This is a genomic window from Pseudosulfitobacter sp. SM2401, from assembly GCF_042932805.1.
Lineage (GTDB): Bacteria > Pseudomonadota > Alphaproteobacteria > Rhodobacterales > Rhodobacteraceae > Ascidiaceihabitans.
Genome location: NZ_CP170633.1, coordinates 1,281,815 through 1,294,104, shown reverse-complemented (window position 1 = coordinate 1,294,104; position 12,290 = coordinate 1,281,815). Strand labels below are relative to the sequence as shown.

The 12,290-nt window shown below is 56.1% G+C and carries 14 protein-coding genes; 8 read left to right on the top strand and 6 right to left on the bottom strand.

Features of this window, described 5'->3' with window-relative positions:
- Positions 1 to 9: 9 nt before the first annotated feature.
- A complete protein-coding gene (locus ACFIO0_RS06415) occupies positions 10 to 462 on the bottom strand; it encodes a hypothetical protein (RefSeq protein ID WP_390914526.1) in 453 nt (150 codons plus the stop codon).
- A 100-nt stretch (positions 463 to 562) separates the two neighbouring features.
- Positions 563 to 1,144 carry a transglycosylase SLT domain-containing protein gene (locus ACFIO0_RS06410; RefSeq protein ID WP_390914525.1) on the bottom strand — a complete coding sequence of 194 codons (582 nt, stop codon included), beginning with the start codon at positions 1,142 to 1,144 and terminating at the stop codon, positions 563 to 565.
- Positions 1,145 to 1,347: 203 nt separating this feature from the next.
- Here ACFIO0_RS06410 and ACFIO0_RS06405 point away from each other — a divergent pair, with 203 nt between their 5' ends.
- The gene (locus ACFIO0_RS06405; RefSeq protein ID WP_390914524.1) at positions 1,348 to 1,884 is read left to right on the top strand and encodes a single-stranded DNA-binding protein; all 537 of its coding nucleotides are present in this window, start codon (positions 1,348 to 1,350) and stop codon (positions 1,882 to 1,884) included.
- Between the two features lie 81 nt (positions 1,885 to 1,965).
- Here ACFIO0_RS06405 and ACFIO0_RS06400 read toward each other — a convergent pair whose 3' ends face one another.
- A complete protein-coding gene (locus ACFIO0_RS06400) occupies positions 1,966 to 2,343 on the bottom strand; it encodes a VOC family protein (RefSeq protein WP_390914523.1) in 378 nt (125 codons plus the stop codon).
- A gap of 41 nt (positions 2,344 to 2,384) precedes the next feature.
- On the opposite strand from ACFIO0_RS06400, the gene ACFIO0_RS06395 reads away from it, so the two are divergent.
- Positions 2,385 to 2,921 (top strand): winged helix-turn-helix transcriptional regulator, encoded by a 537-nt coding sequence (locus ACFIO0_RS06395; RefSeq protein ID WP_390914522.1) that lies wholly within the window; start codon positions 2,385 to 2,387, stop codon positions 2,919 to 2,921.
- 9 nt (positions 2,922 to 2,930) lie between these two features.
- On the opposite strand, the gene aroB is transcribed toward ACFIO0_RS06395, so the two are convergent.
- Positions 2,931 to 4,040 (bottom strand): 3-dehydroquinate synthase, encoded by a 1,110-nt coding sequence (gene aroB / locus ACFIO0_RS06390; protein WP_390914521.1) that lies wholly within the window; start codon positions 4,038 to 4,040, stop codon positions 2,931 to 2,933.
- Positions 4,040 to 4,630 (bottom strand): shikimate kinase, encoded by a 591-nt coding sequence (locus ACFIO0_RS06385; RefSeq protein ID WP_390914520.1) that lies wholly within the window; start codon positions 4,628 to 4,630, stop codon positions 4,040 to 4,042. Before ACFIO0_RS06385 ends, aroB begins: the two co-directional genes overlap by 1 nt.
- 81 nt (positions 4,631 to 4,711) lie before the next feature.
- Here ACFIO0_RS06385 and ACFIO0_RS06380 point away from each other — a divergent pair, with 81 nt between their 5' ends.
- Genes ACFIO0_RS06380 through ACFIO0_RS06370 form a run of 3 tightly spaced genes read left to right on the top strand, consistent with a single transcriptional unit; the run spans position 4,712 to position 7,333 of the window.
- The gene (locus ACFIO0_RS06380; RefSeq protein ID WP_390914519.1) at positions 4,712 to 4,861 is read left to right on the top strand and encodes a hypothetical protein; all 150 of its coding nucleotides are present in this window, start codon (positions 4,712 to 4,714) and stop codon (positions 4,859 to 4,861) included.
- A complete protein-coding gene (locus tag ACFIO0_RS06375; protein ID WP_390914518.1) occupies positions 4,851 to 6,389 on the top strand; it encodes a hypothetical protein in 1,539 nt (512 codons plus the stop codon). Before ACFIO0_RS06380 ends, ACFIO0_RS06375 begins: the two co-directional genes overlap by 11 nt.
- Positions 6,386 to 7,333 (top strand): tyrosine recombinase, encoded by a 948-nt coding sequence (locus ACFIO0_RS06370; RefSeq protein WP_390914517.1) that lies wholly within the window; start codon positions 6,386 to 6,388, stop codon positions 7,331 to 7,333. The genes ACFIO0_RS06375 and ACFIO0_RS06370 overlap by 4 nt, the downstream gene beginning before the upstream one ends.
- On the opposite strand, the gene ACFIO0_RS06365 is transcribed toward ACFIO0_RS06370, so the two are convergent.
- Entirely contained in the window at positions 7,297 to 8,115 is an 819-nt protein-coding gene (locus ACFIO0_RS06365; RefSeq protein WP_390914516.1) for a metallophosphoesterase family protein, read from the bottom strand. The genes ACFIO0_RS06370 and ACFIO0_RS06365 overlap by 37 nt on opposite strands.
- Positions 8,116 to 8,182: 67 nt before the next feature.
- Between ACFIO0_RS06365 and ACFIO0_RS06360 the strand changes: the two genes are divergently transcribed.
- The 3 genes from ACFIO0_RS06360 to ACFIO0_RS06350 all read left to right on the top strand — a co-directional run bounded on the left by ACFIO0_RS06360 (position 8,183) and on the right by ACFIO0_RS06350 (position 12,290).
- Positions 8,183 to 9,502 carry a CNNM domain-containing protein gene (locus ACFIO0_RS06360; RefSeq protein ID WP_390914515.1) on the top strand — a complete coding sequence of 440 codons (1,320 nt, stop codon included), beginning with the start codon at positions 8,183 to 8,185 and terminating at the stop codon, positions 9,500 to 9,502.
- Between the two features lie 671 nt (positions 9,503 to 10,173).
- Positions 10,174 to 11,301 (top strand): MHYT domain-containing protein, encoded by a 1,128-nt coding sequence (locus ACFIO0_RS06355; protein WP_390915291.1) that lies wholly within the window; start codon positions 10,174 to 10,176, stop codon positions 11,299 to 11,301.
- A gap of 134 nt (positions 11,302 to 11,435) precedes the next feature.
- Positions 11,436 to 12,290, top strand: coding sequence for an FAD binding domain-containing protein (locus tag ACFIO0_RS06350; RefSeq protein WP_390914514.1), 855 nt, complete (start codon positions 11,436 to 11,438; stop codon positions 12,288 to 12,290).

Here is a 12,290-nt window from a genome sequence, read left to right as displayed (position 1 = left end):
CGTGTGGCTTTACGCGCCGGCAGACATTGCCAAGTAAAAATAGTACCACGTCGTCAGGTTCACGCCGATTGATCCCGCCAGATAAGACCACCAAAACTGCGCCAAACGGTTTTGCGTGCGGTCAAAAATCAGGAACCCGAGGGTGCATACGGGCCCGGCCAGCATCGCCAAACAGATGGCCGCGGTTGTCGGATCTGCTTTGATGATTGCATACAAAACCGGCAAGGACTGAGAAAAGAACATCTCGATCCCGACGTTGGTTTTGAACATGTAACCCGCTAATGCGCCCGCTGGGGCTCCTGACAAAATCGCGGTCCAGAACGTCTTTTTGACCTTTTGTTTGGCGCAAATCAGATTGTCGGCTTTGTATTTTTGCGGCGTGTCATCGCCTGCGTACAGTTTGACTGTGCCAGAGTCCAAACGCGTCAAACGCTCTTCAAAACTGGTGGAAGAAACGGCCATGTCGTGCCCCTTAGTTGCCCAATAAACAGGGCATACCGAAGGATCGTGGCAATATTGCGGACCTGATCAGGCGAAAGGAAGACACGCGATACGTGTGACCTTAGCTGCCCCAGATTACTTTGACGTAGTTGCGGGTCTCTTTGAACGGCGGCACGCCACCGTATTTTTTGACCGCCCCCGGGCCCGCATTATAAGCCGCAAGGGCCAAGCGCCACGAGCCGAATTCGCGGTACTGTTCCTTGAGGTAGCGCGCGCCACCATCAAGGTTTTCGTAAGGATCACGGGGGTTTACCCGCAAATAGCGCGCTGTGGCCGGCATCAGCTGCGCCAGCCCGAACGCCCCCACATGCGATTTCGCATTCGGGTTCCAGTTGCTTTCTTGTTGTACAAGACGAACGAATAAATCTTCGGGCACGTTGTACCTGCGCGCCGCATCGCGGGCCATGTTCAGGTACTTGCCTTTGTATTTGCCTTTGTACGACGGGCTGGCCCATTTGGACGGCGTGTTGACCTTTGCAGGCTGCAAACGCACCGAACCGGAATATTGCTTGGACGCGCGGCTGTCGAGAATTTTGGTCTGCGACGAAAACAGCGACTTGCGATTGCGAGACGACAAACCTTCGGCCACTGCGGCCTCACCAATTAACGCGCTGCATACAGCAACAACTACACCTATGCGCATTCAGTCTTTGCCCCACGACATCTGCTTTGGGTGCAATATACGCAAAATTAACCGCGTTACCAGAGATTGGTTCCAAAATTCCTGTCACGCCTGCGTTAGAGATGTTCTATGACGCGGCGTTTGGGTATAACCACGTCCAAATACGTCTCGTCAGATTCGCGTTTGCGACGCTTGCGGGACACGAAATATCCAAGGGGGATGCCATGGCTGGCTCAGTAAACAAAGTGATCCTTATCGGCAATTTGGGACGTGATCCCGAAGTGCGTTCATTTCAGAACGGCGGCAAAGTGTGCAACTTGCGCATCGCGACCTCCGAGACATGGAAAGACCGCAACACCGGCGAGCGCAAAGAGAAAACCGAATGGCATTCTGTCGCGATCTTCCAAGAGGGTCTGGTGCGGATTGCCGAACAGTATCTGCGCAAAGGATCCAAAGTTTACATTGAGGGCCAATTGCAGACCCGCAAATGGCAGGACCAATCCGGTGTCGACAAATACAGCACCGAAGTTGTGTTGCAGGGCTTTGGCGGCACATTGACCATGCTGGACGGCCGCAGCGAAGGCGGCGGCGGTGGAGGCGGCAATTACGGCGGCGGCGGTGGTGGTGGCGGCTACGAACAGCAAGGCGGCTATGATTCCGGCCCATCCGGCGGTGGCGGATACGACAGCGGCAATGGCGGTGGTGGTGGCAATTCCGGCCCTGCCCCGTCACGCGATCTGGACGACGAAATTCCGTTCTAAAAACGGTGCGCGACCCGCGATGACATTTTGAATTTCGAAAGGCGCGATGACCCTCGCGCCTTTTTTGTTTCTCAGGCTCGTTTAACTGGCACCCGTCAAATCTTGGGCTAACATTAGGGCATTGCCGTCAGGGTCGTAAAACGTCGCGGTGCTAACCATCCCGTCTATCACTTCGGTATCGCCATCAAATTTCACGCCTTCGGCCTCCAGCTTTTTTCGCCCGGTATTGATGTCCGCGATGCCAAACACCGGAACCGTATTGCCCGGCTTTGGTTCGACCTGCTCCCCCATGCCCAAAGTTACGCCATCCGTCATGGTCTTCAATTCGCTCCAACCGGCCTCATCGAGATGATACAGCAGCGTGAACCCCAGTTTTTCCGCATACCATGCAGCGCTTGCGTGGCGATCTTTGACGGAGATGGCAATCGTGATGGTCTTATCTAACGTGACTATAGACATTTTAATTCCCCCTTGGTCACAAAATATATATACTATACTTTATGGACATTGATTTACTTGTCAAGGTCACCTCTCGTGCGTGGTCATTGAACATTCTTACGCTGATGCATCGCGGGGTTGCAGGCCGTCAGGCGGCCTTGCTGTCTGCGTCAGGGGCTGGTCGGACTGCATTCACCAAAAGCCTGACCTACTTGATCGAGCTTGGTTTGATAGAGCGAAATCCGGGCCATGGTCATCCACTACGGCCGGAATATCGACTGACGCCTTTGGGCACGCAGTATGCAGCGCGCGCCGATCAGATCACCGTGGCAGCCCCCAAAGACAGCGAACTGATCCTTGTGCGGCGTGCATGGACCGTTCCTGTTTTGGCCGTCAGTCAAAGGCCAAGATACTTTGGTGATATCAAAAAAGACCTTGGGGGAATCACAGATCGGGCATTGTCGCAGTCGTTGAAAACTTTGCATGCGCAACAGTGGCTTACGCGTGATATTGACATGAACCAGAGGCCACCAAGGCCGCTTTATTCAGCAATCAATGCCGGGATCGAAATCAGTCAGGCCGTCAATCTGGGCAGTTAGCGGCCTAATTCACAACGCCAATGCGTCTTGCAGCACATCCAACACAGCCGTTCGAGGCACATCGCTGGTCACAAAGCTATCGCCAATTGCGCGCGTCAGAATAAAGCGCAACTGCCCGTCGAGCACCTTTTTATCCTGCCCCATCAATTCCAGTAGCGCGTCCGCATCAGGCAAATCGCCCTCAATGTCGCGCAGGTCGGTTTTCATGCCCATGTCGCGCAGGAATGCACGCAGGCGGCTTGGGTCTTCTTGCGAACACAGGCCCATACGCGACGACAATTCCAAGGCGAGCGCACAGCCAATCGCGACGCCTTCGCCGTGCAACAAACGATCCGAATAGCCCGTTGCGGCCTCTAGCGCGTGGCAAAACGTATGCCCGAGGTTCAACAGCGCACGGTCGCCCTGCTCAGTCTCGTCGCGCATCACAATCTCGGCTTTCATCTGAACGGAACGGCGCACCGCATGGACACGCGCGGCCACATCGCCGGCGGCCATTTTTGGTCCATTGACCTCAAGCCATTCAAAAAATTCAGCATCCCCCAGCAGCCCGTATTTCACGACCTCGCCGCAGCCAGCCAGAAAATCGCGCGGGGTCATCGTGCCCAAAACATCAATATCCGCCAGCACCAAGGCGGGCTGATGAAACGCGCCAACAAGGTTCTTGCCGTGGCGCGTGTTGATGCCGGTTTTACCGCCAACCGAACTGTCGACTTGCGCCAACAAGGACGTCGGGATTTGTACAAACCGGACACCGCGCCGCAGGATCGAGGCCGCAAAGCCGACCAGATCACCGATCACACCGCCGCCAAATGCGATCACGACATCGCGCCGCTCAACCTTTTGATCGAGCAGCCATTCGACGCATGTGGTCAGGTTCGCCCAGTTCTTGGTGCCCTCGCCCGCAGGCAGTGTCAGCGATTGCATTTTAATGCCCGCAGACGCCAAACCGGCGCGCAATCCCTCAAGATGCAAGGCACCGACGTTGTCATCGGTGATGACTGTAACCCGCGGCTGTGACAACAACGGCGTAATCAAATCACCCGCCCCGGCGAGCAGCCCAGGACCGATATGAATATCATATTCACGCCCCGGCAAGTTCACTTGAACAAGGTCACGCATCACAGGATCTCCATCACATCCGGGCGGGTTTTGAGCGCTTCAATCACCCGGTCAACCATGTCTTCGATCGACAACCCCGACTGCGAGCGCACAGCGATATCCGCCAGTTTGTACTGGGGCACGCGCTGCTCGAACAGTTGGGTTAACGTCGCTTTGGGATCAGGGGTTTTCAGCAAAGGGCGCGTGTCTTTGTGGCGCACACGGTTCCACAGCAAATCAATGTCTGCGTCCAGCCAGATCGACACGCCCTTGGCCGAGATATTCTGACGGTTTTCAGCACTTAAGAACGCGCCGCCCCCCGTCGACAGGATACCGCGTTGTTCGTCCAACAAACGGGCGATGACCTGCGTTTCCTTCAGGCGAAAGAACGGCTCGCCGTCGCGGTTAAAAATTTCGGGCACCGACATGTTGGCGGCCGCTTCGATTTCGGCGTCGCTGTCCAGAAACGGCACGCCCAATCGCAGTGCCAAAGCACGCCCGACGGCTGTCTTGCCGGCCCCCATCATGCCCACCATCACCACCGTTTTGCGCAGTCGAAACCGGTGGGATGCATTCGGCTGATCGGCCATGGATTGCTCAATTTCGCTCATAATGATGTGAATGACGTGATATTGTGAAAAAGGCCATATATAAGTTGGACAAAATCAAAAGACCAAAGGGCAGGCGAATTTATGTTCAAACTGATTAAACTGTTGATTTATCTCGCAGTTTTTGGATTCATTGGGTTGGTTGGCTATGCCTACGTCGGACCGTTTTTTGGGGCCGATTTCGCCGCACCCCAAGACGAAGTGCGTGTACCTGTGACCTTGAATGCGGACTAAAGCGCGCCTTTTGGCCTCGATGTGCCTGATCGGGCTGCCGATTTTTGCGGTTGCCCAAGACCGGCCTTTGTCTGCGATCGATTGGCTGGACAGCGCGGCCACCGCAGCCCGTGTTGCCCCTGCAGCGCTAATTCCGGATGAACCCGCGACAACGGGCAGCGGATCTGTGCCGAGCGTGACTGTTATGCCGCTAGGCGAAAACGCCCCTATGCGCATCGGGTTGCTGCCGCCGTCGGTGTCTGGCCTGCCGGATACGCTGTGGTCGGGCAGTGATGCGGCGACCTTGGCCAAGGTGCTGGCGGATATGCCGGACCTGACGCTGCCCGCAGCACAGGCCGTATTTTTCACGACATTGCTCGCTGATGCCGCCCCCGCGACAGGCAAAAGCGATCTGTTTGATCTGGCGCGCATTGATGCGGTGATGAAGGCTGGCGCGGTTGATCCGGCGCTTGCCCTGCTTGAACAGGCTGACCCCAAGCGCGACCCGGCGTTTGCACGCCGCTACATTCAGGCCGCACTTCTGAACGAAACCGAAGACACGGCCTGCGCGCTTATTCAATCCGATCCGCGCCTTGCACCGGACTACGCCTACCGCGTTTTTTGTGCTGCTCGCGCTGGTGATTGGGACACGGCAGCCTTGCTGTTGGGCACGGCGCACGCGCTGGAAACGATCACGCCGGCGCAAACTGCCGCACTTGAGCGATTTCTTGATCCTGACCTGTTTGAGGGCGAACCACCGCTGCCCCGCCCTGCCGCCCCTGATCCGTTGTTGTTTCGCATTCACGAGGCCCTGGGCCAGCCGATCAGCACGCGCAGTTGGCCCGTCGTTTATGCCCACGCGGATTTGCGCGACGTGGCCGGTTGGAAAAAACAACTGGACGCCGCTGAACGTCTGGCCGCTGCGGGGGCCTTGGGTGACAATCGTTTGTTGGGCATTTTTTCGCAACGAAAACCCGCAGCATCCGGCGGCACATGGGATCGGGTGTCTGCAGTGCAACGATTTGAAACAGCGCTAAAAACCGGCAGCGTCGATGCGATTTCCAAGACCCTGCCAAATGCATGGAACCACATGAAGGCCGCAGGCCTCGCGGTGCCGTTTGCGACATTGTTTGGCGAAGCGCTTAGCAAGCAAACCCTAAGCGAACCCGCCCGCAGCATCGCATGGGACGTGATCCTGGTGTCGCCGTTTTACGAATCCATTGCCGCGCAGGGCGACATCCCCAAACGGCATGTTTTTGATCTGGCCATCGCTACAGGCTGGATCGATCCAGTGCCCCCCACAACCGCGCACGAACGTGCAATTGCTAACGCATTTGGCACGTCTAACGGCCCGACACCGATCACCGAATTGGCGCAAAATAACGAACTTGGGCGCGCGATTTTACAAAGCTTGCGCGCGGTACAGGCCGGTGCCGACGGCGATCTGGACCAGCTGAGCAAAGGCCTTAGCGCGATGCGTGCCTTGGGCCTAGAAGACGCGGCCCGCCGGTCTGCCTTGCAAGTGCTGCAACGCGAGGATGCCACATGAACACCCCGTCAATTTCAGCCGCCCAGTGGATTTCCACGTTCCTCGAGGCACAAGCCGCAGAATTGGGTGCGGCCAACAACACCTTGCTCGCCTATGGTCGGGACCTAAAGGATTTTGACGCCTATCTCACGGGAAAGGCAAAGGATTTTCAGAGCGTCGCGCAATCCGATGTTGAGGGTTATCTGATTTATTGTGACGCCCAAGGCCTTGCCAAATCCACCCGCGCGCGTCGGTTGTCATCAATCAAACAGCTGTTCCGTTTCGCATTTGAGGAAGGTTGGCGCGAGGATAATCCGGCGATCCAAATCGCGGGACCGGGGCTTGATAAACGCTTGCCCAAGACCCTTGAGGTCGCCGAAGTCGACCGCCTGCTAGAAGCCGCCCGCAGCCATGGTCGCGACCGCACCCGCAACACCTGTTTGATGGAACTGTTGTATGCCACCGGCATGCGGGTCAGCGAATTGGTTGGCCTGCCTGTGTCAGCGGCACGCGGCGATCCTCGGGTGCTTTTGATCCTTGGCAAAGGCGGCAAGGAACGGATTGTGCCATTGTCCCCCCCTGCCCGCGAAGCTTTGGCTGCGTGGCTGCCGGTGCGTGATGCCGCGGATGATCTGGCCAAATCCAAGGGCAAACCCGCGTCCAAATTCCTGTTTCCGTCACGCGGCGTTGCAGGCTACCTGACGCGCCACCGGTTCTATCTTTTGATCAAGGAACTGGCCGTTGCCGGCGGTGTTTCCCCGGCCAAAGTCACGCCGCACACGTTGCGCCATGCCTTTGCGACGCATTTGCTGGCGGGCGGCGCGGACTTGCGATCGATCCAAGCAATGTTGGGTCACGCAGACGTCGCCACGACCGAAATCTACACGCATGTTCTGGACGAGAGGCTGAGCGAGCTGGTGCTAGAACATCACCCTTTGGCGAAACCTGACACCCGCAAACCCTGAGGCAGAACGTCTTGGGACGGCCAGTAGCCTGTTCGTAGCGCGTCGGCGTAACCTTGGGTCAATCCCGCGGTTTCCATGTCCGCCACAGCCCCCGCGACGTCATAGGTTAGCGGTCGCACCACAAATGCATCTTGTTCTAACAGCGCAAAGCGCGTGTCCACGCCGCCATCATGGGGCGGCATTCCGATCACGCCTGCGTTCATCCACCGCCCACGCGACGTGGTTTTCACAAACGGCACACCGCAATGCCCTGCGATCACGTGATCGACGGGGCCGACAAAACGTTCGATCTCGTTCCATTCCTCATCAAAAACAGCGTCATCGCTGCTGTCCCAGATGAACCGTGCAACATCGGTGACGCCGCCGTGTACCACCGCGTAACGTGCGCCGCAGTGATCAAATGTTGCGATGTCTGGCAAGCGCCGCATCCAAGAACGATCCGCATCGCGCACGTGTTTGGATGCATAAGAAAACCAGCGCGCAGAAAGAACGTCGCAGGCAGAGCCTTCTTCAAATCCGCAGCCGCAATCTATCGCACCCGCTGCCAATTGCACCTCGCAATTGCCGGCCACAACCGTGCAATCAGAGGCGCGGATTGCCGCAACCGTGCGCCCCGGTGCACCGCAATAGGCCACCACATCGCCGGTGCAAATCACATGACTGGGGGCAATGCCCAAAACCGCCGCTTGCGCCAGCACAGCCGTTGTCGCCTGCGCGTTAGAATAGGGTCCGCCAAAGACCAGAACCGTTCCATCCAGAACGCCAATATGTTTATGCCGCATGACGCGCCCCTTGATTGCACTGCCTTGCACCCCCATAACGCAATGAAGGTAAAGGACATACTCACAAATGGACGTATCAATGGCCACGCTGGACAGCGCATTTTGGATCACCTCAGCCGTGATCCTCTTTCTCTTGGTGTTGTCGGCCTTCTTTTCAGGGTCTGAAACCGCGTTGACGGCCGCCTCGCGCGGGAAATTGCGTGCGCAGGCCGACAAAGGATCACGCGGTGCCGAACGGGCACTGGCCATAACCGAGGACAACGAGCGCTTGATCGGGTCGGTTTTGCTGGGCAACAACCTTGTGAATATCCTGGCGACGTCTCTGGCGACTGCCATGTTTACAAAGGCTTTTGGCGAAAGCGGCGTTGTGATTGCGACCCTCGCCATGACGCTTTTGGTCCTGATTTTCGCCGAAGTTCTCCCCAAAACCTACGCCATCACAAATTCGGAAACAGCAGCGTCTGCCGTGTCGCGCCCGATTTCTTTGGTGGTCACTGTATTTTCGCCCATCGTGTCGGCGGTGCGCCTGTTGGTACGCGGTGTGCTCAGCATCTTTGGCGTGCAAATCGACCCTGACAGCAACATTCTGGCCGTGCGCGAAGAAATCGCCGGAGCGCTGCAACTTGGCCACTCCGAAGGGGTTGTGGAAAAAGAAGACCGCGACCGGATTTTGGGTGCGCTAGATTTGGGTGACCGTGTGGTCGAAGAGATCATGTTGCACAGATCCAACATTGAAATGGTCAACGTGGCCGACGCGCCCGAAACCATTCTGGAGCAGTGCCTGGGATCACGCCATTCCCGTCTGCCGGTGTTTCGTGACGACCCTGAAAACATCATCGGTGTGATCCACGCCAAAGACCTCGCACGCGCCATGTTCAAAGACATTGGAGGCCCGGAAGGCAAAGCCAGCGCCTTGAAAACGTTCGACATATCCGCCGTGGCGATGGCCCCCTACTTTGTGCCTGAAACCACAACGCTGGACGACCAAATGCGCCAGTTCCTGCGCAATCGCACGCATTTCGCGCTGGTGGTGGACGAGTACGGCAGCCTACAGGGTTTGATCACGCTAGAAGACATTCTCGAGGAAATCGTTGGCGAAATCACCGACGAATTTGATGACGATGCAGAGCACCAAGTGACCGAATCCGAAGACGATCAGTTCCTTGTCGACGGGGCCATGACGATCCGCGATTTGAACCGCGCCACCGACTGGAACCTGCCCGATGACGAGGCAAACACAGTCGCCGGTTTGGTCATTCACGAGGCGCAAATGATCCCGACCGCCGGTCAGGTGTTTTCCTTCCACGGCTTTCGCTTTGAAGTGCTGGAACGCGACGGCAACCGCATCACACAGCTGCGCATCAGGCAGCTGGACGGTTTGGTCTAAGGTTTAAAATTGGTCCACGTGAAGCTGTAATTTTTGCTGGCAGTATCAAGGATCACTTTAGAAAAATAACGTTTGTATTTACGGCCGTACCCACGGGCATCTTCGTGAAGTCACCGTCAGCCCATCTAGCCCTGTCTTAAGTGTTCCTGGCAGGCCGTAGCGGGTGTGGATTTTGGACCCATAGGAACGTCAAAGACATTTGGCCAAAACTCGTCCGACCTGTAAGAATGTTGAAATGTATCCAAGTTGACCAAAAGTTAACATTTCCACCAATCAAGACATTGGAGGTCTGCGAAATTTAGTGGATGTTTACGGCAGATCAGTGCGTGACTGGGTTACAGCAATTGGATCTGGAGCAAAGCGAAACAGGCGCGTATACGATGCACAGTACAGTTATTGCCCGGTCAAACTAAGATCGACATCTGAACACGGGGCGAACGATTTTAGCCGCTCCACTTTGCGCGGGTCGAAAACTTCCAAATGACGCAGGTCAGCCCAAACTGATTGGTGCGGCGTGAACGATTTGTAAGTCTAAAACCCCGCAGATTGTTCTCAGCGAGATGGTTTTACCTTTGACGAACGGCCCGAATTTTTCCGCTTTTGGCGCAAAATTGAACGGCCTACTGACCTTCCGTGTTTGATTTGTCAGGAATTTGGTGCAATCACGTATCATGGATGTCTTGGACGTTAGTCATAATACATGGCTGGTATTTGCCTCAATGATCATCGCTATTGTGGCGGGGTTCACTGGGTTTACGTTGTCAAAAAACCTGTCATCGCAAAGTGTGTCACGCCGAAAAGGGTCGGTTGCGATGTCTGCCATAGCGCTTGGAGGCGGCATCTGGTCGATGCATTTTGTGGCAATGCTGGGCCTGCAAATGCCTATCCTGTTTTATTATGATGCGGCGATTACACTGGCTTCGGCCTTGCTCGCGATATTGATTGTTGGCGTGGCGTTGTTGTTGCTGCATTTTCGCGAACGCACGACAGCGACCCTTTGTGGTGCCGGTGCTTTGGTTGGATGCGGTATTCTTGCGATGCATTATGTCGGGATGGCGGGGTTGCAGTTGTGCCGTGCCATATACACGCCTTTCGGGATCGTGTTGGCCGTCGTTTCAGCCATTGGATTGTGTATTTTGGCGTTCTGGATTGCCTACGGTCAGCGCAACAATCGCAACATTTTGCTCGGCACGCTTTGCTTTGGGTTCGCCGTGTCTTCTGTTCATTTTGTCGCGACTCTTGGCACCAGTTTTATCGAGGTTCCGACCCTGAATGAATTCGGACCGGTGATGAGCAACGAGATACTTGCCGTTGGTGTGATCTTATCCAGCTTTGTGATCTTTGGCGCGTTCTTGTGGATGAGTGTCACGTTTCTGGATCCAAATGCACCCGTACTGGACGGTGCGGATCCGCTGGATTTTTCGGTTACGCCCACGACAAAAGCCGCCCCGCCACACGTCATGCCAGCTTCGATCAGAATCCCCTGCGAACGCGAAGGCATGACGCATTTGATCGATCCTGCGCAGGTCGCGTTTGTCCGTGCCCAGGGGCATTATACAAATGTCTATACACAAACCGGGCAGCATTTTTGCACTTGGCCAATCACGGAGGCCGCCAAGCGCCTCGGTGCGATCGGTTTTTTAAAGACCCACAGAAGCTATTTGGTGAACCCGACACAGGTCGAACATTTTGAACGGCTTAAAGACACCGGTGTTTGTCGCTTTGCCGCACCCGATTTACCAACCGTCCCGGTGAGTCGTTCTAACCTGAAACCCGTACGCGACGCGCTTGGCATCTGAGATTTCGCAACTCGTGCAGGATGACGCGCAGTTCGTGAAAATTCCTTAACAGCTCGCTGAATAGCACAAGCGTCGGTGCGCGACTGCATACAAGTTTACTCCTGACATCCATTTGCGGAACGGGAGGCGAAGCGATGATACCAGCAGCGTTTGAATACTACAGGCCAACAGACATGGCAGGCGTGATTGCCTTGTTACAAGAACACGGCGACGATGCCCGTGTGATCGCAGGGGGGCACAGCCTGATCCCTATGATGAAACTGCGGATGGCCGAGGTCCCGCATCTGATCGATCTACAAGACATCGACGGGCTTGGGGCAATTAGTGTCGCGGATGGCGTTGTGCGGATCGGCGCAATGACGACGCAGCATGACATCATCAACTCGGACGCGCTAAAGGCAGCAGCACCAATTATGAAAGAGGCGGCGTTGCAGATTGCCGATCCACAGGTCCGCTACATGGGCACTGTTGGTGGCAATGTTGCAAACGGTGATCCGGGCAACGACATGCCCGGCCTGATGCAGTGTTTGAACGCGCAATTCCATGTGACCGGCCCTGATGGAGACAGGGTTATTGATGCGCGTGAATTTTACGAAGCCGCCTACATGACCGAGCGTGAAGACGACGAGGTTTTGACGGCAATATCGTTTGCGGCCCCACTGGGTGGGTATGCTTACGAGAAACAAAAACGCAAAATCGGCGATTACGCCACGGCTGCCGCTGCAGTGCAGATGTCCAAAGACGGCGGCAAGGTTGCGACCGCTTCCATCGCGATGACCAACCTCAGCGATGTGCCGGTCTGGTCTAAAGCTGCTGCTGAGGCGTTGATTGGAAGCACTTGTGATGATGCGTCGCTAAAGGCAGCCATCACAGCAATGCTCGACGACATCGATCCAACAGAAGACAACCGCGGCCCCGTCGCATTCAAACGTCACGCCGCAGGCATTGTCTTGGGCCGCGCCATCGCGCGTGCCTGGTCGCGCGCATAG

What these genes read in the sequence shown, in the direction of transcription:
- ACFIO0_RS06415 (WP_390914526.1), bottom strand. Translation starts at nt 462, where the DNA reads ATGGCCGTTTCTTCCACCAGTTTTGAAGAGCGTTTGACGCGTTTGGAC.
- ACFIO0_RS06410 (WP_390914525.1), bottom strand. Translation starts at nt 1,144, where the DNA reads ATGCGCATAGGTGTAGTTGTTGCTGTATGCAGCGCGTTAATTGGTGAG.
- ACFIO0_RS06405 (WP_390914524.1), top strand. Translation starts at nt 1,348, where the DNA reads ATGGCTGGCTCAGTAAACAAAGTGATCCTTATCGGCAATTTGGGACGT.
- ACFIO0_RS06400 (WP_390914523.1), bottom strand. Translation starts at nt 2,343, where the DNA reads ATGTCTATAGTCACGTTAGATAAGACCATCACGATTGCCATCTCCGTC.
- ACFIO0_RS06395 (WP_390914522.1), top strand. Translation starts at nt 2,385, where the DNA reads ATGGACATTGATTTACTTGTCAAGGTCACCTCTCGTGCGTGGTCATTG.
- aroB (WP_390914521.1), bottom strand. Translation starts at nt 4,040, where the DNA reads ATGCGTGACCTTGTTCAAGTGAACTTGCCGGGGCGTGAATATGATATT.
- ACFIO0_RS06385 (WP_390914520.1), bottom strand. Translation starts at nt 4,630, where the DNA reads ATGAGCGAAATTGAGCAATCCATGGCCGATCAGCCGAATGCATCCCAC.
- ACFIO0_RS06380 (WP_390914519.1), top strand. Translation starts at nt 4,712, where the DNA reads ATGTTCAAACTGATTAAACTGTTGATTTATCTCGCAGTTTTTGGATTC.
- ACFIO0_RS06375 (WP_390914518.1), top strand. Translation starts at nt 4,851, where the DNA reads ATGCGGACTAAAGCGCGCCTTTTGGCCTCGATGTGCCTGATCGGGCTG.
- ACFIO0_RS06370 (WP_390914517.1), top strand. Translation starts at nt 6,386, where the DNA reads ATGAACACCCCGTCAATTTCAGCCGCCCAGTGGATTTCCACGTTCCTC.
- ACFIO0_RS06365 (WP_390914516.1), bottom strand. Translation starts at nt 8,115, where the DNA reads ATGCGGCATAAACATATTGGCGTTCTGGATGGAACGGTTCTGGTCTTT.
- ACFIO0_RS06360 (WP_390914515.1), top strand. Translation starts at nt 8,183, where the DNA reads ATGGACGTATCAATGGCCACGCTGGACAGCGCATTTTGGATCACCTCA.
- ACFIO0_RS06355 (WP_390915291.1), top strand. Translation starts at nt 10,174, where the DNA reads ATGGATGTCTTGGACGTTAGTCATAATACATGGCTGGTATTTGCCTCA.
- ACFIO0_RS06350 (WP_390914514.1), top strand. Translation starts at nt 11,436, where the DNA reads ATGATACCAGCAGCGTTTGAATACTACAGGCCAACAGACATGGCAGGC.